The sequence below is a fragment of the Lysobacter antibioticus genome, from assembly GCF_001442535.1.
Taxonomy (GTDB): Bacteria; Pseudomonadota; Gammaproteobacteria; order Xanthomonadales; family Xanthomonadaceae; genus Lysobacter; species Lysobacter antibioticus.
Genome location: NZ_CP013141.1, coordinates 5,197,102 through 5,214,998 on the forward strand (window position 1 = coordinate 5,197,102; position 17,897 = coordinate 5,214,998).

Genomic DNA, 17,897 nt, shown 5'->3' on the forward strand with positions numbered 1-17,897 from the left:
AGAGCAGAGCTTCCGTCCGCTGACGCGGCCGGGTTACTTTCTTTTGCTAAGCTCAAAAGTCCGTCTGGATTCCCTTCGGTCAAAGCTAACCAAAGAAAAGGGCTCTCCTTGCAAGGGCACAGGCCACGAGTGCGATGCACGCGCCGGGATTTTTCGATAGGACATCCGTGTCCTATCGAAAAACGCCGCACGTCCTGTGCGGCGCCCTCCGGGTCTGCACTTGACCGGTAAAGCGGCAAAGCAGATCAAAATCTCGGCAAGGACTACGGCTACGGCAACGACAACGCCTACCGCTGCAGCCACCACTGCGCACAAAGAAAAAAGGCCCCGCCGGAGCGAGGCCTTGGAAACTGTCCGATGCGATCGGGCCAGCCATTGCCCTCGAGGGGCAACGCAATCAAACCACCGGAGCCACTTCGGACGCTTGTGCGCCCTTCGGACCCTGGGTCAGCTGGTAGCTGACGCGCTGACCTTCCTGCAGACTGCGAAAGCCTTTTGCGTTGATCGCGGAGAAGTGCACGAATACATCCGCGCTGCCATCTTCGGGAGAAATGAAACCGAAGCCCTTGGCGTCGTTGAACCACTTCACGGTGCCGTACTGCATATCCTTATTGACCTCATGCTGGATGCGTTGACGTGCGTCGTCGCTATGTGTGCCACGAGACGCATTGCGAGTATGCAAACTGTGCCGGTAGATGACAACGGCTCAGCGTGACCACATCCATCACGTAGTCCGCAGGGAAAACCGGCCACGCGCATTTGCGGGATTCGGTTTATGCGACCCCGATCACCTATCGAGCACGGCGCTCAGCAGCGCCGGCAGCCCGGCGGAGGCCGCCGCGACGTTGTCGAGCACGTCCTGCAGGGTGATCACTTCGTCCGGATCGGGACCCGCGCCGGCGGCCCAGTTGGCGACGATGGCCAGGCAGGCGTAGTCGAGGCCGAGTTCGCGCGCGAGGCCGGCTTCGGGCATGCCGGTCATGCCGACCAGGTCACAGCCGTCGCGGCGCATGCGCACGATTTCGGCGCGAGTCTCCAGGCGCGGGCCCTGGGTGGCGCCGTAACAACCGCCGTCGACCAAGGCCACGCCGGCGCTCTGCGCGGCGGCGATGACGGCCTGGCGCAAGCTGCGGGTATAGGGCTCGCCGAAATCGACATGCAGCACTTCGGTGCCCGGTTCCTCGCAGATCGTCGAAATGCGGCCCCAGGTGTAGTCGATCAACTGATCCGGGCAAGCCAGCACGCGCGGCCCAAACCGTTCGGTAATGCCGCCGACCGTATTGATTGCGAGTACGCGCCGGGCACCCAGGGCCTGCAACGCGGCGAGATTGGCGCGGTAATTGACCTGGTGCGGCGGCAGCGAATGGCCTTCGCCATGGCGCGCCAGGAAGGCGACGCGGCGGCCGCCGAGCAGGCCCACCCGGATCGGGCCGGACGGCGCGCCGTAGTGCGTCACCGGCTGGTGCGACTCGACGTCCTGCAGTTCGGCGATGCGGTACAGGCCGGTGCCGCCGATGACGGCCAGGTCGATTGCCAGATCGCTCATCTCAATCCTTCAGTGCGTAGATCGCGGGCAGGTTGCGGCCCTGTTCGTGGAAATCCATGCCGTAGCCGAATACGTAGCGGTCCGGCACTTCCACCCCGACGTAGTCCGCGCACAGGCCTTCGACGCAACGGTCGTGCGCCTTGACCGCAAGCGCGGCGATGCGCACCTCCACTGCGCCCTGCTGCAGGCACCACTCGCGGATCGCGTGCAAGGTGTGGCCTTCGTCGACGATGTCGTCGGCGAGCAGCACGCGACGGCCGCGCAAGGGCGTTGCCGGGCGATGCTTCCAGACCAGATCGCCGCCGGAGGTCGCGCCGCGGTAGCGCGTCGCGTGCAGGTAATCGAACTCCAGATCGAGCCCGCGTGCGCCGATTTCCATCGCCAGCTGCGCGGCGAACGGCAGGCCGCCGTGCATGATCGTCAGGTACACCGGCACGCTGCCGGCGTAGTCGTTGCGGATCTTGCCGGCCATGCGGGCGATTTCGCGCTCCAGGGTGCCGCGATCGAAAATCAGCTCGGCATCGGCGAGCGCCGCGGCCAGGTCGTGCGAAGTCATCAGGCCAATCCTTCCAGGCGGAGGCGGGTTTCGCCGTAGCGGGCGTCGGCGATCAGGCCGTCCCAGCCCATGGCGCCGCGACCGATCAGGCCGGTCAGCGCCGCGGTGTTGAGGCGACGGCCTGCGACCGCCGCCAACGATTCTTCGACCAGTTGCGGGTGGCAGACCAAGACCACGTCGCAGCCGGCGTCCAGGTGCGCATCGATGCGCGCCTTGATGCCGCCGACCGAGAACGCGGCGGCCATGCCGATGTCGTCGCTGAAGACGACGCCGCGGAACTGCATCTCGCCGCGCAGGATTTCTTCGATCCAGCGCCGCGAATAGCCGGCCGGTTCCGGCGCGACCGCCGGGTACGAGACATGCGCCATCATCACCGCATCGGCCTTGGCCTCGATGCCGGCGACGAACGGAATCAGGTCGGTCGCACGCAGTTCGTCGAGGGTGCGCGGATCGACCGCTTCGTCGAAATGGGTGTCGGCCAGCACCGAGCCGTGACCCGGGAAATGCTTGAGCGTCGCGGCCATGCCGCGCGCGTGCATGCCGCGAACGTAGGCGGCGGTGAATTCGGATACGACCTGCGGGTCGGCGTCGAAGGCGCGATTGCCGATCGCCAGATTGCCGCGTCCCAGGTCGACCACCGGGGCGAAGCTCAGATCGACGCCGCTGGCCTGCACCTCGCTGGCCATCAGCTGGGCGTGTTCCTCGGCCAATTTGAGCGCCGCCTCGCGGTCGCTGGCATAAAGCCGGCCGAACACCTCGAGCGGCGGCAGCGCGCTATAGCCCTCGCGGAAGCGCTGCACGCGCCCGCCTTCCTGGTCGACGCAGATCAGCTGCGGACGCGGCGCGGCCTCGCGGATCGCCGCCGACAGTTCGGCGACCTGGGCCCGGGAGGCGAAGTTGCGGCTGAACAGGATGACGCCGGCGCAGGCATCGTGCTGCAACCAGTCGCGCTCCTGCGCGGTGAGTTCGGTACCGGCGACGCCGATCACGAGCATGCGGAACTCCAGGAAAGAAGGCGGCGCTGGCTGCGCCGCGGCCATTGTCTCGCAGATGGCGCGACAGGCGTACCCCGCCCGCCTCCGCCCCCTTCAGGCGGCGCCGGGCGTGGGCTCAGGCGGCGCTGCCGTCGCGCTCGGCCGGGGTCCACTGCGCGTAGGGCCGGGTCGCCAGGGCCAGGTTGTAATAGCGCGCCGAGTCGGTGACCTCGGCGCCGGCCCAATCGGGTCGGGCGAAGTCGGCATCGGGGTGGTCCAGCTCGATCTCGGCCACCACCAGGCCGGCGTTGTCGCCGAGGAACTCGTCGACTTCCCACAAGTGGCCCTGGTGTTCGACGTAATGGCGGCGCTTGTCGATCATGCCGCCGACGCAGAGCGCGAGCAGGCTGCGCGCGTCCTCGACCGGGATCGGGTAATCGAACTCCTGTCGTGTGTGGCCGAGCTCACGCGACTTGAGGTTCAAGAACGCCTCGTCGCCGGCGATGCGCACGCGCACCGAGGCCTTCATCGCTGCGACGCCCGCGACCGGCGCATCCATCGCCGCCAGATCGTTGAGATAGCCCTGCGCCATCGGCACGACTTTGTGCGCAGCCGTGCGCCAAGCGTCGCCGACCACCAGGAATTTGCGTTCGATTTCTATAGCCATGCGCCATTATGACGCAGCGGCCGGATGCGGTCGCGCGGTTGCGTACACTGCGCGGTCCGCGGGCAGCGCCCGCCACGCCCGAGTTCCGCACGGATGCCCGTCATCGCGCTCACGTCCCGCCTGTTGTATCTCGCCCTGCTGTCCGTTCCCGGCGCTGCGTTCGCCGCCGATGCGCTCAGCCTGGAGGAAGCCAAGGCCGCCTTCCGGCTCGCCATCGATGCCGAAATCCACAAGCATGCGAGCAAGCCTTCGCCCTCGCTGCTGGTCGCCACCATGCTGGAATCGATGAAGATCGCCGCGGTGCAAGGCTGTCAGCCGGTGGACGAAGTGCAGACCACCTGCATTCTCAAGATCGAAGGCAGCATCGGCGACGACTACACGGCCCTTCGTTTCCGCCGCGACGGCACGCAGTGGCGCGTGGTCGAAGAGAAGGACATCGATGCGCCGCAACCGACGCTGGCACGAGCGCAGGACCTGGTGCGCGGGCATCTGTCCGACCTGGCCAGCCAGGAACAGGACCCGAAGACCGCGGCGCAGTACAAGGAGTTTGCGACCAGTCTTACCGTCACCGCGCTGGAGTCGTGCCGGCTCGAGCGCGACAGCGACGCGGTCGAGTGCCATGCCGACCTGGACACGCCGAGCCAAGGCAAAGGCTCTAAGCCGCTGCGTTTCCGCCTGCAGGGTACGAACTGGTCGCTGCTGCCGGATTAACGCGCGACCGGATGCGTGCACTCCTGCCGGATCGCTATCCCGAACCGCCTGAGCCGGCGAACTACGCGCAGCTCCTCGCGGTCGGGAGCTGGGTCAGCTGCGATCCTGAAATCGTCGGCGCTGTCGGATCGCGGTCGCGGCTTGCGCCGCTCCTACCCTTTAGGCAGCGGCGCAATCCATCAGATTCCACGCAACACCGGCTTCGGGCTCAGCGCGGCTCGAACATCGCGATCGATTCGACGTGGGCGGTGTGCGGGAACATGTCCATCACCCCGGCGGCACGCAGTTTCCAGCCCTTCTCGCGCACCAGATAGCCGGCATCGCGGGCGAGCGAAGCCGGGTGGCAGCTCACGTACACGATGCGCTTGAACTGCTTCAGCGGCAGCTGGGTCAGGACGAAATCGGCGCCCGAACGCGGCGGATCGAGCAACAGACGGTCGAACCCTTCGCGCATCCACGATTCGCCGCTGAGGTCTTTGCTCAGATCGGCGGCATGGAACTGCGCATTGGCCAAGCCGTTGTGCTCGGCGTTCTCGCGAGCGCGCCGCACCAGACCGGCTTCGCCTTCGACGCCGACCACTTCGCGCACCGTGCGCGCCAAAGGCAAGGTGAAATTGCCCAGGCCCGCGAACAGATCGAGCACGCGATCCTGCGGCTGCGGTTCGAGCAGGTCGATCGCGTGCTGGATCATGTGGCCGTTGAGGCCGGCATTGACCTGGATGAAGTCGAGCGGGCGGAACTTCAGTTCCAGGTTCCACTGCGGCAGCGAGAACGCGAGCTTCGGCTCGGCCGGCCACAGCGCGTGCACGCTGTCGATGCCGCCGGGCTGCAGGAACACGGCGAAACCGTGGGCCTGGGCGAAGGCGACGATGGCATCGCGATCTGATTCGGACAGCGGCGCGAGATGGCGGAAGGTCAGCGCCACGCCGGTGTAGTCGGGCGTGGGATCGCCGGCGATGAACTCGACCTGCGGAATTTCGCGACGCGCCTGCAGGCCGTCGATGAGGGTCGCCAGATCCGAAATTCTGTCGCCGATCAGTGGAATCACGGTCTCGCAGCGGGCGATGTCGGCGACGAAACGCGGGTCGTTCTCGCGGAAACCGACCAGGGTCTTGTCCTTTTTCTCGACCCGGCGCACCGAGAACCGGCCCTTGCGGCGATAGCCCCAGGCCGCGTCGGTCAGCGCCGGCAACACGCGCTCGGGCACGACGTGGCCGATGCGCTCCAGGTTGTCCATCAGCACGCGCTGCTTGGCGACGATCTGTTTGTCTTCGGCCAGGTGCTGCAAGGCGCAGCCGCCGCAGACGCCGAAATGAGCGCAACGCGGCGCGACCCGGTCGGGCGCGGCCTCGAGCACTTCCAGCGTCACCGCCTCGTCGAAGCTGCGCGAACGCGCGGTCTGCTTGGCCATGACGCGTTCGCCCGGCAAGGCGCCGGCGACGAACACAGCTTTGCCGTCGGGACGCCGGGCGACGCCGCGGCCGTCATGAGTGAAGTCGGTGATCGCGACTTCGAAGGGGGTTTGATCGATGCGGGCCACAGCTGCTGGCAGGAATCAAGGCCGGCCATTGTCGCATTTTCGGGAATGGGGAATGAGGAATCATTGAGAGCAACAGCCCCCGAGAAAGCAAAAGCCCGCCTGATGGCGGGCCTTTGCTTCTACCGATTCCCGATTCCCGATTCCGGATTCCCGATTCCCGGCCCCAACCCTACTTCTGTTTCCAGCCGCCGCCGGCGTCCTGGTACCACCAGCCGCCCTTGGCGCTGTCGATCCACTGGCGGGCGAATACCTGGCGGATCTGCGCTTCCCATTCCGGGTGGCCGTTGGCGACGGCGATTTCGCGATAGACCGCGGCCGAATCGCGGCCCTGGTCGGCCACCGCCTGGTTGACCGCGACACGCTCGGCGAGCGGGATCTTGGAGGCGTCGCGCACACTGACGGTGCCGCTGTTGGTGAAGCCCAGCGCGCCGGAGTCGAAATGCGCGCGCAGCTGGCCGTCGAAACGCGAGGCCATGCGCGACTGGATCGCCTGGATCGCCGGGGTCTTGATCGAGATGTCGGGCGACTGCGCCTGGGCGCTGCCGATGCCGACCAGCGACCACCAATCGACCCGGCCGGCCAGCCGGTCCAGTTGCAGGGCCGGGCGCTCGAGCGAGGCGCTGCCGCCCGGCTTGCCGGGCTCAGCCTTGGATTCGGCTGGTGTTTCGCCGATCACCTTCTCGACGAATTCCTTGGCGGCTTCCTTGGCCTCGGCGGCCGGGAAGTAGACGTTGATCGTGACGCAAGCCGTCAGCATCACGGCGGCGACCGGTATTCCCATCCAACGGCGCATGAGCGGGTCCTTTCGGTTATGCGCATCCTGCGCGGCGTCCCGCGCATCCGGCGCGGGCTGAACGATTGGCGCCTATTGAAGCACGACGCCGTGATAGGACAAGGCTGGCATGGCGTCACTGAACCACGGGTTTGACCTCGCCCTTGCTCACCGCCTCCAGGCGTTCGAGCAGGGTCGGCCAGTCGACGCGGCGGTTGTAGCCGACCACGTCCAGGTGCGGCACGCCCGCCCCCTCGACGATAGTGAAGCCCTGGTTCTTGGCCGGCCCCAAGCCGCCCATGTTGCAGACCTCGTCGGCGAGGCGGCAGGAAATGCCGATCCGGGCATAGCCGAAATCGTCGAAGAAACCGATCAGGCGGTCCTGCAGGCTGCCGACGAAGGACGAATCGCCGACGCTGGACAGGTCCTGGACCGCGCGCTGACTGATGCGCTGGCGCACGCCGCGGGCCTTGCGCGTGTGCAACTCGGCGTCGAAGGCGACCGGCTGCCAGTCGACCAGGCGGAGTCGATCGATGCGCCCGTGGAGCCGGCCGGTGATGCTGCCGAAACCGAACACCCCGGTCAGCGATTCCAGGTCGAGATTCTCCAGGGCGAGGTCGGAACTCAGGGTCGGCGCGACGCCGAACGGGCGCTCCATCGCCAGGGAGGACACCGCGACGGTGCCGCCGAACAACTGCATGGTCAGGCCGCCGGCGAGTTCGAGCCGGTCGTCGGCATAGTGCGCTTCGGGCAGGCGGCCGCTCAGCTCGCCGGTAAACGCAGGCCAGTCCAGGGCCTTGGACAGTTGGGCGACATCGAGCCGGTCCAGGGTGAGGCCGAAACGCACGTCCAGGCCCTTGCCGCCGGACGGCGGGCGCAGGCGCAGGCCGTCGAAACCGGCGCGACCGCCGAGCATCGGCAACGACACCGCGCGGTTCAGGCGCAACTCGCCGTCGCCGCTGGAAAACGGCAGCCGCACCGCGCCGAAATCGAGCCCGTACAGCTCGCCGCTGCGCCAACCCAGTTCGCTGTCGACCGCGGCGTCGGCGGAATAGCTGACCGTGCCGTCGAGGCCCTCAAAACGGAATCGCCCCTGGGCATCGTTCATCGACGCGTCGATCAGGGTCGCTTCGGCCATCCGCAACTCGTCGCCGCTCATGCGCAAACGCACCTGCGCCGCACCGGTCAGTTCGAGTTTGGCCAAGCCGGCAAGACCGAGGAAGCCGGACAGATAACCGTCGCGCAGCGGCGCGAGGTCGGCGCTGCGCAGATTCAGATCGAGTTCGGCCAGCCCCGCGTCCGGCGTCAGCGCGGCGCTGCCGTCGAGCGCGAGGATGCCATCGTCGCGCCACGACAAACGCGGCAGGCGCCAGCCCTCGCCGGCTTGTTGGGTCGCTTCGATGTGCAGCGCGACCGGCCGGCGCTGCAAAGAGACGTAGGCATTGCCGAACAGCAGCTCGCCGCCTTCCAGATGACCGTCGACGAGGACGCGGTCGCGACGATCGAGTTCGCTGTCGATCCGCAGTCGCGCGCCGAGATTCTCGGCGGCGATCGAGCCGTCCGGCGTATCCAGCGCCCCGCCGCTCAGTTGCAGGGGACCGGCGATGCGCAACGGCTGCCGCGCCGGCGCGGCGATGTCGAGACGCCCGTCGAGAGTGCCGCCCTTGATCCGCGCATCCGGCCAGGCCTGGGCCACCAGAGCCTGGGCCCAGATCAACGGCACGCGGGCGAGATCGATCCGGGTCAGGTCGGGCGCCGCCGCGTCGCGATGCAGCGACAGCAGGCTTGCGCCCTGGCTCAAGCGCGCATCGGTCGTGGCGACACCGAGGTCCAGCGCCAACCGCAAGGGTTTGCCCGCGCCGCCGCGCAGCTCGCCATCGCAGCGCCAACCGCCACGGCCGTCGCGCTGCAGCGGACATCGCCAGACCACATCGCGGTAGCGGTAGCCCAGGTCGGGCGCCACGACCCGCCCGGCCTGCAATTGCAGCTCGCCCTGCCGAGCCTGCGCCGGCCAGGACAACCGCACCCGCACGTCTTCGAGCGTGGCCACGGCGGTACTGACCCGCGCGATCCTGGCGTTCAGAGTCGCCGCCCCGACATCGGCCGACACCGCCCAGCAAACGGGCAGCGACAAACCGATCAGGAGGCGTAACATGGTCCGCAGCATGGAAGCAGGATAGCGGGCGGAAGCGAACCGGCAATGAAGACATCCCAGGTCCCACGCATCTTGCTGGTCGAGGACGACCCGACCAGCCGCGCCTTCCTGACCGCCGCGGTCGAGGCCGTGCCGGCCGAAGTCGACGGCGTCGACAGCCTCGCCGCGGCGATGGCGCTCGGCAATGCCGAGGACTACCAACTCTGGCTGTTCGATGCCCATCTGCCCGACGGCAGCGGCATCGATCTGCTCAAGCGCCTGCGCGAGCGTCATCCGAGCACGCTCGCGGTCGCTCATACCGCCACCGGCGAAACCGAAGTCCGCGACCGGCTGATCGCCTCGGGCTTCGCCGAAGTGCTGGTGAAACCACTGCCCGCCGCCGCGGTGCGCGCCGCGGTGCGGCGCTTGCTCGGCCTGCCCGAACACGATGTCGCAGTCGCGCTGTCGTCGATCGACGACGCCGATGCGCCGATCTGGGACGACGAGGTCGCCGCGCGCGCACTCAACGGCAACCGCGCCCATATCGCGACCCTGCGCGAGCTGTTCACCCAGGAGCTGCCGAATGCACGGCGTTCGGTTTCCAGCGCGGCGGAACTGGGCAATCTCGACGCCTTGCGCGGCGAGCTGCACAAACTGCGTGCGAGCTGCGGCTTCGTCGGCGCTGCGCGCCTGGCGCAGGCGGTGCAGGAACTGCAGGCGCAACCCGACTCGTCCTTGCTGCTGGCGCGTTTCGACCGCGCCGCGCAGGACACCATCGCCCAGCCCACGCTGGGCTGAATCCCTCGCTTCGGGTTTGCGGCCGAGTCCAGTCGACAGATCGGGCGAACCGCCGCGCATACGCAGCCGGCTGCTCCGGCAAAGCCGGTGCGCTCAGCTGCCGTCGCCGTCGCGCCGGCTGTCGCGCTTCGGCGCGACCCGCGCCAGATCGGCCAACAACTCCCAGGACTTCAAGCCGCGCGGCCCCAGATGGTGCACGAGCACCGAACGCATGGCCTGACGCAGGCCCGGCAGATCGGCCGCTTCCGGCGCGCTGTCGTCAGCGAGCGCGAGCAAGGCCCGGCCGGTCGCGGCGGCGCTGCGCTCGCCGTGGCCGCGATCGCTGAGCATGCGCCGCGGCCCCTGCTCGGGGTCGAGCCGATAGCGCGCAGCGGGGTCGATCGCGACGCCCTCGGCGTCGACGCTCCAATCGAAGCCCGAGCCGAGCGCATCGAGCAGATCGCGCTCGAAACACCTCAAGGTCCAGGCCAGTCCGTCGTCCTGCAGACGCGCGCGGGTGCGGCCGTACAGCTCGTACAGTTCCGGAAACGGGTCGTTGCGCTGCAGCAGGCGCAGCAGCAATTCGTTGACGTAGAACCCGGCCAGCGCGACCTCGCCGTCGAAGCGCGGGGCCGCGTCCAGCGCTTCGGCCGAAATCAGCCGGGCCAGTTCGCCGCGCGCCAAGGCATCCAGGCGGATGTGCTGGAACGGCTGCAAGGCGGCACGCAGCACCTGCCGTTTCGGCCCCTGCACCCCGCGCGCGACCAGACCGATGCGCCCGTGATGCTCGCTCAGCACCTCGACCAACAGGCTGGTCTCGCGCCAGGGGCGCGTGTGCAGCACGTAGGCGGATTCGGCGACGAGGTGCATGCGATTCGGGAATAGAGAATGGGGAGTCGGGAATCGGGATGGGAGCAGAAAGCAAAAGCGGACGCCCGCAAACTTCGGGACTCATCAAGCAACGTTAATCGAACAACCGAAATCCCACTCTTACGAATCCCGACTCCCTATCCCCGATTCTCGCCCCTCATTCGTATCCGAGCTGGCGCAAGGCCGCTTCGTTGTCGGACCAGCCTTCGCGCACGCGCACCCAGGTTTCCAGGAACACCTTGGAACCGAACAGGCGCTCCATCTGCACGCGCGACTTGGCGCCGATTTCGCGCAGGCGCGAACCTGCCTTGCCGATCACGATCGCCTTCTGGCCTTCGCGTTCGACCCAGATCACCGCACCGATGCGCAGCAGTTCGCCGTCGACGACGAAACGCTCGATCTCGACCGTGGTCGCGTACGGCAGCTCTTCGCCGAGCTGGCGCATGAGTTGTTCGCGGACCATTTCGCCGGCAAGAAAGCGCTGGCTCTTGTCGGTGATCTCGTCTTCGCCGTACAGCGCCTCCTGCTCGGGCAGCAGCGACAGCACCGTCTTGACCAGCGCGTCCAGGCCCTTGCCCTTGAGCGCCGAGATCGGATGCACGCTGGCGAAGTCGCGGCCCTCGCTGACTTTCGCCAGGTACGGCAGCAGCACGGTCTTGTCGGTGATGCGGTCGACCTGGTTGACCACCAGGACCACCGGCAAGCCAGCGCCGCGCAGGGCATCGAACGCGAGGGTGTCCTCGTCGTCCCACTGCCCGGCGCGCACCACCAGCAGGGCCGCGTCGACGCCTTCGAGGGCGCCGCGGGCGGCGCGGTTCATCATCCGGTTCATCGCCCGCTTCTGTTCGCGATGGATGCCGGGAGTATCGACCAGCAACAGCTGGCCTTCGGGAAAGGTGGCGATGCCGAGCAGGCGATGGCGCGTGGTCTGCGGGCGCGGCGAGACGATGCTGACCTTGGCCCCGACCAGGGCATTGACGAGGGTGGATTTGCCGACGTTGGGACGGCCGATGACGGCGACGTGGCCGGCGCGATGCGAAGAGGAAGTCATGGGGGAATTGTCCGCCTGGGCGGCGGGAACAGCAAATCGAGCTCGGACGCCGGGAATCGGCGAGCGCTGCGTCGCAAGCTGGGGCACTCGCCGGGGCGCCCGGACGCCATGGCTTTTACGATTCCCGATTCCCGATTCCCGCCACAACTCAATCCGCCTTGAGTTGGCGCAGCACGTCTTCGGCGGCGATTTGCTCGGCGGCGCGGCGCGAGCCGGCCTCGCCCACCGCACTGAGCGGCGGCTGGGTCAACACACAGCTGACCTGGAAGGTTTTGGCATGGTCTTCGCCGCTTTCGGCGATCAGGGTGTACACCGGCAGCGGCTTCTGCCGCCCCTGCAGCCATTCCTGGAGCCGGGTCTTGGCGTCCTTGCCGACCTTGTGCGGCGGCGGCAGGGCTTCCATCGCCGCGGCGAACCAGGGCAGGACCTGGGTGCGGCAGGCCTCGAAGCCTGCGTCTAGGTAGATCGCCGCGACCACGGCCTCGAGGGCATCGGCGAGGATCGAATCGCGGCGATGCCCGCCGGACTTCATTTCGCCGGGCCCGAGGGTCAATTTTGCGCCGAGTTCGAGCGTGCGCGCGATCGGCGCCAGGGCCGATTCGCGCACCAGCTCGGCGCGGGCGCGGGTCAGCGCGCCCTCGTCGGCTTGCGGCCAACGCTGGTACAGCGCCTCGGCGACCATCAGGTTCACCAATGCATCGCCGAGGAACTCGAGACGTTCGTTATGCGGGGCCCCGGCGCTTCGATGCGTCAGGGCCTGCTCCAGCAATCCCGGGTTCGCGAAACGATGCGTGAACGAATCAGTCACCGTCTATCGAACGCAGTTGCTGCACCGCATTGAAGCGGCCGACGACATCGAGATTGGCGATCAGCGGACGACGCACCTCGTAGTTCACGGTGATCTCCATGCCCTGATCATTGCGCACGATCTTGAAATGCGCAGGCTTCACACTCTCGACATAGCTCATTTCCATGCGGCGGAAGAACAAGGTGCGCACTTTGGCACTGTCCATACGCCCGGCACCCGGCTCCTTCGCCAGGTCAGCGAGCGAACGCTTGACCGAATAGAACTCCGTATACATCGGTACCAGCTTCATGCCCATGTAGGCGAATACGCCGACCACGGCCAGCACGATAATGAACCCGATCAGGGTGATGCCGCTCTGGTTACGCTTCATACCTTCGATCCCCAATTGATCAATGTGCCGGGTTCGCGCGTGCCCGATGCACTCGCGAACCGCGTCCCCATCCGCAGCGGCATGCCGCCGTTACGGAATGCTGCTGCCGATGCGCGAGAAATCCACGCCCCCATCGAAATTCATCCAGATCAGGAACGCCTTGCCGCGCAGGTTCTGTTCCGGCAGGAAGCCCCAGTATCGGCTGTCCTCGCTGTTGTCGCGATTGTCGCCCATCACAAAATACTCGCCCTGCGGCACGACCCACTCGCCCTCGCCCTGGTCCAGCAGCGGCGACTCGGCGCGCAACAGGATGCGATGGACGTGGTTGCCGACCTGCTCGCGCAGTTCCTGGGCGCCGGTCATCTCGGTGCCGTTGCCGCGGCCCTGGTAGGTGCCGATCGGGGCGTAGAGAATCGGCTCGCCGTTCACGGTCAGGCGGCCGTCGCGGTAGCTGATCTTGTCGCCCGGCAGGCCGATGATGCGCTTGATCCAGTCCTGCTCGGGGTGGTGGGGCGGGCGGAACACGACCACGTCGCCGCGCGCCGGCTCGCCCATCGCCAGGATCTTGCGATTGGTGATCGGCAGGCGCAGGCCGTAGGTGAACTTGTTGACCAGGATGAAGTCGCCGGTCAACAGGGTCGGCATCATCGAGTTCGAGGGGATCCGGAACGGCTCGGCGATGAAGCTGCGCAGGATCAGCACCACGAACAGCACCGGGAAGAACGCCTTCGAATAATCGACGACGATCGGCTCCTTGCCGTCGTCGAGCAGGCCCTCGCGCGCGGCGCGGCGTTTGGCCAGAACCAGCTTGTCGAGCAACCAGACGACGCCGGTGAATATCGTCAGCGACACCAGTGCGATTTCGAACCAACGCATTGCCGTTTCCTTGCGGTGTTGTGAGCCGGAGCCGAGAAACGCAGACAGCGGGCCGAACGTAATGCGCGAGCGGGCCATGACGGCTCGATTGCGTTGCGCCTGTCCTACCGCTGCCTACCCTCGCCGTCCGATGATGTTACGGAAACTCCTGGGCGACCATCGGAGCCGCCTTGCGCCCGGTCGGGCGCAGCCGCGGTTCCTCAACCCCCCATCCCTATTTCCGCCGTTCGCTTACTTGTCGCCGGTGGAGAGCACCGCGAGGAAGGCTTCCTGCGGAATCTCCACGCGACCGACCTGCTTCATCCGCTTCTTGCCCTCTTTCTGCTTTTCGAGGAGCTTCTTCTTGCGGCTGATGTCGCCACCATAACATTTGGCCAAAACGTTCTTGCGCATGGCCTTGACCGTGCTGCGGGCGATGATCTGCGAGCCGATCGCGGCCTGGATGGCGACGTCGAACATCTGCCGCGGGATCAGCTCCTTCATCTTCTCGCACAAGTCGCGGCCGCGCCGGTCGGCATGGCTGCGGTGGACGATGATGGACAACGCATCGACCTTGTCGCCGTTGATCAGCGTGTCCACGCGCACGAACGGGCCATCCTGGAAACGCAGGAAGTGATAGTCCAGCGAGGCGTAGCCGCGCGAGACCGACTTGAGCTTATCGAAGAAGTCCAGCACCACCTCGGCCATCGGCAGCTCGTAGCTGATCTGCACTTGGCTGGCCATGTAAGTGATGCCGATCTGCACGCCGCGCTTTTCCTCGCACAGCTTGATCACGTTGCCGATGTAATCGGGCGGCGTGAGGATGTTGGCGCGGATCACCGGCTCGCGGATTTCCTGGACCAGGTTCAACTGCGGCAGCTTGGCCGGGTTGTCCATCGGAATCACGGTGCCGTCGGTCTTGAGCACTTCGTAGATCACCGTCGGCGCGGTGCTGATCAGGTTGAGATCGTATTCGCGCTCCAGGCGCTCCTGCACGATCTCCATGTGCAGCATGCCGAGGAAGCCGCAGCGGAAGCCGAAGCCCATGGCCTCGGAGCTTTCCGGCTCGAAACGCAGGGCGGCGTCGTTGAGGCGCAGCTTTTCCAGGGCTTCGCGCAGCGCCGGATAGTCCTCGGCATCGACCGGGAACAGGCCGGCGAACACGCGCGGCTGCATTTCCTGGAAGCCCGGCAGGGGCTTGGGCGCCGGGTCGCTGGCCAGGGTCAGAGTGTCGCCGACCGGCGCGCCGTGCACGTCCTTGATGCTGGCGTTGATCCAGCCCACTTCGCCGGCGCCGAGCTTGGCCAGGTCTTTGCGCTTCGGAGTGAACACGCCGACCTTGTCGACCAAGTGGGTGCGGCCGGTCGACATCACCAGGATCTTGCTGCCCGGGACGATCTCGCCCTGCATGACCCGCACCAGCGAGACCACGCCGAGGTAGTTGTCGAACCACGAGTCGATGATCAGCGCCTGCAACTTGTCGGTATCGCGCGGCTTCGGCGGCGGGATGCGCTTGACGATCGCCTCCAGCACCAGATCGACGTTGAGGCCGGTCTTGGCGCTGATCGCGACCGCGTCCTCGGCGTCGATGCCGATCACCGCTTCGATCTCGGCCTTGGCGCGCTCGATATCGGCGGTCGGCAGATCGATCTTGTTGAGCACCGGCACGACTTCCAGGCCCTGCTCCACCGCGGTGTAGCAATTGGCCACCGACTGCGCTTCCACGCCCTGGGCGGCGTCGACAACCAGCAGGGCGCCTTCGCAGGCAGCCAGCGAGCGGCTGACTTCATAACTGAAGTCGACGTGCCCGGGGGTGTCGATGAAGTTGAGCTGGTAGACCTGCCCGTCCTTGGCCTTGTAGGGCAAGGACACGGACTGGGCCTTGATGGTGATGCCGCGTTCGCGCTCGATCGGATTGGAATCGAGCACCTGCGCTTCCATCTCGCGCGCTTCGAGACCTCCGCACAGCTGGATGATGCGGTCGGCGAGCGTCGACTTGCCATGGTCGACGTGGGCGATGATCGAGAAGTTTCTGATGTGTTGCATGCGAGGCGACGCGGAGCTCGCCGGTTCCAGGAAAATTAACGGGAGATTATCGCATAGGCCCCGGCGCTGACGGCAGTTCCCGTCGCGCCCGGGCGGGCGCCGCTCAGAAAGCCCGATGCCGGGCTGCCATGGACTGTGACTGTGCTGCCGGCTGTAACCGGCACGCGCCCGCCAAGGACGGGCGAACGTTGATCGACCGGCCCGGCACGGTCACAGCCCGGGCGCCGACAGGCGCCTCGGGCTGGAACCCAGGCTGGGACTTACTTTTCCTCGCTGGCCTGGACCGCGATGAACTGGGTCGCGGCGCCACGGCGGATCAGCAGCATCACGGTCTGGCCCGGCCTGGTGCCGGCCAGGGCTCGATCAAGGGCCGCGGCGCTGCCGACCTGGACCCGGCCGACCGAGAGGACGACATCGCCCGGACGCACCCCGGCTTCGCCGGCGGCGTCGCCCGGATCGCGCACCACCACGCCCTCGCCTGCCTTGATACCGAGGCGCTGGCGGGTCGCCGCATCGACGTCCTGGGTGATCAGGCCGAGGGGATTGCCGTTGTTGCGCGGTGTAACGGAGTCGCCCGGACGCGCCGGCTTGTCGCCGCCGGTCAAGCCCGCCGCTGCGCCGGCGTCCAATTCGCTGACGGCCACGGTCAGCTCGACATTCTTGCCGTCGCGGAATACGCCCAACTTCGCCTTGGAACCGGGAGGCAGGTTACCGATGAGCGGCGGCAGGTCGCTGGACTCGTGCACCGGCGTGCCGTTGACCGAACGAATGACGTCGCCCGGCACCAGACCGGCCTTGGCCGCGGGGCCGCCTTCCAGCACCTGGTTGACGAGCGCGCCGCTGCTATCGGGCAAGCCGAACCCGGCGACCTTTTCGCTGGTGAGAGGCTCGACCACCACGCCCAACTGACCGCGGCTGACCTTGCCGGTCGCGCGCAACTGCTCGGCCGAATTCATCGCCACGTCGATCGGGATCGCGAAGCTCACGCCCATGTAGCCGCCGGAGTTCGAGAAGATCTGCGAATTGATGCCCACCACCTCGCCGCTGGTATTGAGCAAGGGACCGCCCGAGTTGCCCTGGTTGATCGCGACATCGGTCTGGATGAAGGGCACGTAGCGCTGATCGGCATAGGGATTGCTGCGCCCGACCGCACTGACGATGCCGGCGGTGACCGAATGGTCGAGGCCGAACGGCGAGCCGATCGCGACCACCCATTGCCCGGCCTTGGTCTGGCCGGCGCCGGCGGCGCGCAGGAACGGCAGGCCCTTGGCGTCGATCTTGAGCAGGGCCACGTCGGACTGCTCGTCGCTGCCGATCACCTTGGCCTTGAGCTCGCGGCGGTCGGTCAGCTTGACCGTGACCGTGTCGGCGCCGTCGACCACATGATGGTTGGTCAACACGTAGCCGTCCTGCGAAATCAGGAAACCGCTGCCGATCGAACGACCGCCGCCGCGCGGCTGGCGCGGGCCCTGCTGGCCCGGTCCGGGCATGCCCGGCATGCCTTCCGGGCCGAAGAAGCGGCGGAAGAACTCGGGAATCTGCTCTTCGTCCGGCATACCGCTATTACGCGCCACCCGCTTGGGGGTGACCTCGGCGCTGATGTTGACCACCGCCGGGCCGACCCTCTGCACCAGATTGGTGAAATCGGGCAGGCCGGCGACCAGGGGAGCGGCGGGCGTCGCCGACGGCGGCGGCGCAATGGGGGTGGTCGGCGCCTGCGCCGTGCAGGCCACCGGCAGCGCGGCGATGATCGCGCCGACCAGGGCCAGGGAATGCAGCGGACGGCTGCCGGCTGCGGTGCTCTTCGGAAGGCTGTTCATCAGGGGACGGATCATGGAAGCGGCCTCGAAACGACGTGGATTTTCCGGGGAAAAGACAACAGGACGCCTTGCGCGGCGGGGCCGCGCATTCGACGAAGAGGGACTGCCCGGCCGCAACGACCGTGGCAGGCAAGTGGATCAGGGCTGCGGCTGCGGCCGTTGCGTGGCCTGCGACCGCACCCTGGCCTCTTCGGCCTGGGTGGCCGGCTCGAAGGGGTAGAACGATTGCGAGACGCTGCCGCCGTTGCCGACGCTGCCGTAACCGGCGGTGTAGCTGCTGCCGCCCGGATAGTTGGGCAGGACCGCACGCGGCCACGGGCGCGTCGCGGGCGATTCGCTCGGCTGCGGCCGGAACGGGTTGGCGTGGACGGCCTCGGCCGGCAGCGGCGAGGCGTTGGCG

Annotated in this window: 17 protein-coding genes; 2 read left to right on the forward strand and 15 right to left on the reverse strand. The window is 67.2% G+C overall.

What is annotated here, in order from left to right; all coding sequences use genetic code 11:
- Positions 1 to 397: 397 nt before the first annotated feature.
- From GLA29479_RS20895 to GLA29479_RS20915, 5 genes are all read right to left on the reverse strand, one after another.
- Positions 398 to 604 (reverse strand): cold-shock protein, encoded by a 207-nt coding sequence (locus tag GLA29479_RS20895; RefSeq protein WP_031373678.1) that lies wholly within the window; start codon positions 602 to 604, stop codon positions 398 to 400.
- A 183-nt stretch (positions 605 to 787) separates the two neighbouring features.
- Positions 788 to 1,546: an S-methyl-5'-thioinosine phosphorylase gene (locus GLA29479_RS20900; protein WP_057972731.1), complete on the reverse strand. Its 759-nt coding sequence runs from the start codon at positions 1,544 to 1,546 to the stop codon at positions 788 to 790.
- Between the two features lies 1 nt (position 1,547).
- Positions 1,548 to 2,102, reverse strand: coding sequence for a hypoxanthine-guanine phosphoribosyltransferase (locus GLA29479_RS20905; RefSeq protein WP_057972732.1), 555 nt, complete (start codon positions 2,100 to 2,102; stop codon positions 1,548 to 1,550).
- Positions 2,102 to 3,097: a beta-N-acetylhexosaminidase gene (nagZ, locus tag GLA29479_RS20910; protein ID WP_057972733.1), complete on the reverse strand. Its 996-nt coding sequence runs from the start codon at positions 3,095 to 3,097 to the stop codon at positions 2,102 to 2,104. The genes GLA29479_RS20905 and nagZ overlap by 1 nt, the downstream gene beginning before the upstream one ends.
- Before the next feature lie 115 nt (positions 3,098 to 3,212).
- Positions 3,213 to 3,743, reverse strand: coding sequence for a CYTH domain-containing protein (locus GLA29479_RS20915; protein WP_057972734.1), 531 nt, complete (start codon positions 3,741 to 3,743; stop codon positions 3,213 to 3,215).
- A 93-nt stretch (positions 3,744 to 3,836) separates the two neighbouring features.
- On the opposite strand from GLA29479_RS20915, the gene GLA29479_RS20920 reads away from it, so the two are divergent.
- Positions 3,837 to 4,454, forward strand: coding sequence for a hypothetical protein (locus tag GLA29479_RS20920; RefSeq protein WP_057972735.1), 618 nt, complete (start codon positions 3,837 to 3,839; stop codon positions 4,452 to 4,454).
- A gap of 208 nt (positions 4,455 to 4,662) precedes the next feature.
- On the opposite strand, the gene rlmD is transcribed toward GLA29479_RS20920, so the two are convergent.
- The 3 genes from rlmD to GLA29479_RS20935 form a co-directional block, all read right to left on the reverse strand.
- Positions 4,663 to 6,006 carry a 23S rRNA (uracil(1939)-C(5))-methyltransferase RlmD gene (rlmD, locus tag GLA29479_RS20925; RefSeq protein ID WP_057972736.1) on the reverse strand — a complete coding sequence of 448 codons (1,344 nt, stop codon included), beginning with the start codon at positions 6,004 to 6,006 and terminating at the stop codon, positions 4,663 to 4,665.
- A gap of 157 nt (positions 6,007 to 6,163) precedes the next feature.
- Complete coding sequence (locus GLA29479_RS20930; RefSeq protein ID WP_057918600.1) at positions 6,164 to 6,787, reverse strand: YdbL family probable chaperone protein; 624 nt, start codon at positions 6,785 to 6,787, stop codon at positions 6,164 to 6,166.
- A 115-nt stretch (positions 6,788 to 6,902) separates the two neighbouring features.
- Positions 6,903 to 8,921 (reverse strand): hypothetical protein, encoded by a 2,019-nt coding sequence (locus GLA29479_RS20935; RefSeq protein WP_169795711.1) that lies wholly within the window; start codon positions 8,919 to 8,921, stop codon positions 6,903 to 6,905.
- Between the two features lie 45 nt (positions 8,922 to 8,966).
- On the opposite strand from GLA29479_RS20935, the gene GLA29479_RS20940 reads away from it, so the two are divergent.
- On the forward strand, positions 8,967 to 9,698 hold the full coding sequence (locus tag GLA29479_RS20940; protein WP_057972739.1) for a hybrid sensor histidine kinase/response regulator: 732 nt from the start codon (positions 8,967 to 8,969) through the stop codon (positions 9,696 to 9,698).
- Between the two features lie 93 nt (positions 9,699 to 9,791).
- On the opposite strand, the gene recO is transcribed toward GLA29479_RS20940, so the two are convergent.
- The 7 genes from recO to GLA29479_RS20975 form a co-directional block, all read right to left on the reverse strand.
- Entirely contained in the window at positions 9,792 to 10,547 is a 756-nt protein-coding gene (gene recO / locus GLA29479_RS20945; RefSeq protein WP_057972740.1) for a DNA repair protein RecO, read from the reverse strand.
- Positions 10,548 to 10,704: 157 nt separating this feature from the next.
- Entirely contained in the window at positions 10,705 to 11,598 is an 894-nt protein-coding gene (gene era / locus GLA29479_RS20950) for a GTPase Era (protein ID WP_031373667.1), read from the reverse strand.
- A 148-nt stretch (positions 11,599 to 11,746) separates the two neighbouring features.
- Positions 11,747 to 12,406 (reverse strand): ribonuclease III, encoded by a 660-nt coding sequence (rnc, locus tag GLA29479_RS20955; protein ID WP_031373666.1) that lies wholly within the window; start codon positions 12,404 to 12,406, stop codon positions 11,747 to 11,749.
- Positions 12,399 to 12,776: a DUF4845 domain-containing protein gene (locus GLA29479_RS20960; RefSeq protein WP_057918604.1), complete on the reverse strand. Its 378-nt coding sequence runs from the start codon at positions 12,774 to 12,776 to the stop codon at positions 12,399 to 12,401. Before GLA29479_RS20960 ends, rnc begins: the two co-directional genes overlap by 8 nt.
- A gap of 90 nt (positions 12,777 to 12,866) precedes the next feature.
- Positions 12,867 to 13,652 carry a signal peptidase I gene (gene lepB / locus GLA29479_RS20965; RefSeq protein WP_057918605.1) on the reverse strand — a complete coding sequence of 262 codons (786 nt, stop codon included), beginning with the start codon at positions 13,650 to 13,652 and terminating at the stop codon, positions 12,867 to 12,869.
- Positions 13,653 to 13,883: 231 nt separating this feature from the next.
- A complete protein-coding gene (gene lepA, locus GLA29479_RS20970) occupies positions 13,884 to 15,677 on the reverse strand; it encodes a translation elongation factor 4 (RefSeq protein ID WP_031373663.1) in 1,794 nt (597 codons plus the stop codon).
- Between the two features lie 260 nt (positions 15,678 to 15,937).
- Positions 15,938 to 17,497: a Do family serine endopeptidase gene (locus GLA29479_RS20975; protein ID WP_082639059.1), complete on the reverse strand. Its 1,560-nt coding sequence runs from the start codon at positions 17,495 to 17,497 to the stop codon at positions 15,938 to 15,940.
- Positions 17,498 to 17,897: the final 400 nt, after the last annotated feature.

Coding starts and splice junctions, on each gene's coding strand:
- GLA29479_RS20930 (WP_057918600.1), bottom strand. CDS start 6,787: ATGCGCCGTTGGATGGGAATACCGGTCGCCGCCGTGATGCTGACGGCT.
- GLA29479_RS20905 (WP_057972732.1), bottom strand. CDS start 2,102: ATGACTTCGCACGACCTGGCCGCGGCGCTCGCCGATGCCGAGCTGATT.
- GLA29479_RS20920 (WP_057972735.1), top strand. CDS start 3,837: ATGCCCGTCATCGCGCTCACGTCCCGCCTGTTGTATCTCGCCCTGCTG.
- GLA29479_RS20895 (WP_031373678.1), bottom strand. CDS start 604: ATGCAGTACGGCACCGTGAAGTGGTTCAACGACGCCAAGGGCTTCGGT.
- GLA29479_RS20960 (WP_057918604.1), bottom strand. CDS start 12,776: ATGAAGCGTAACCAGAGCGGCATCACCCTGATCGGGTTCATTATCGTG.
- lepA (WP_031373663.1), bottom strand. CDS start 15,677: ATGCAACACATCAGAAACTTCTCGATCATCGCCCACGTCGACCATGGC.
- GLA29479_RS20915 (WP_057972734.1), bottom strand. CDS start 3,743: ATGGCTATAGAAATCGAACGCAAATTCCTGGTGGTCGGCGACGCTTGG.
- GLA29479_RS20935 (WP_169795711.1), bottom strand. CDS start 8,921: ATGTTACGCCTCCTGATCGGTTTGTCGCTGCCCGTTTGCTGGGCGGTG.
- lepB (WP_057918605.1), bottom strand. CDS start 13,652: ATGCGTTGGTTCGAAATCGCACTGGTGTCGCTGACGATATTCACCGGC.
- GLA29479_RS20975 (WP_082639059.1), bottom strand. CDS start 17,497: ATGAACAGCCTTCCGAAGAGCACCGCAGCCGGCAGCCGTCCGCTGCAT.
- era (WP_031373667.1), bottom strand. CDS start 11,598: ATGACTTCCTCTTCGCATCGCGCCGGCCACGTCGCCGTCATCGGCCGT.
- GLA29479_RS20940 (WP_057972739.1), top strand. CDS start 8,967: ATGAAGACATCCCAGGTCCCACGCATCTTGCTGGTCGAGGACGACCCG.
- GLA29479_RS20900 (WP_057972731.1), bottom strand. CDS start 1,546: ATGAGCGATCTGGCAATCGACCTGGCCGTCATCGGCGGCACCGGCCTG.
- nagZ (WP_057972733.1), bottom strand. CDS start 3,097: ATGCTCGTGATCGGCGTCGCCGGTACCGAACTCACCGCGCAGGAGCGC.
- recO (WP_057972740.1), bottom strand. CDS start 10,547: ATGCACCTCGTCGCCGAATCCGCCTACGTGCTGCACACGCGCCCCTGG.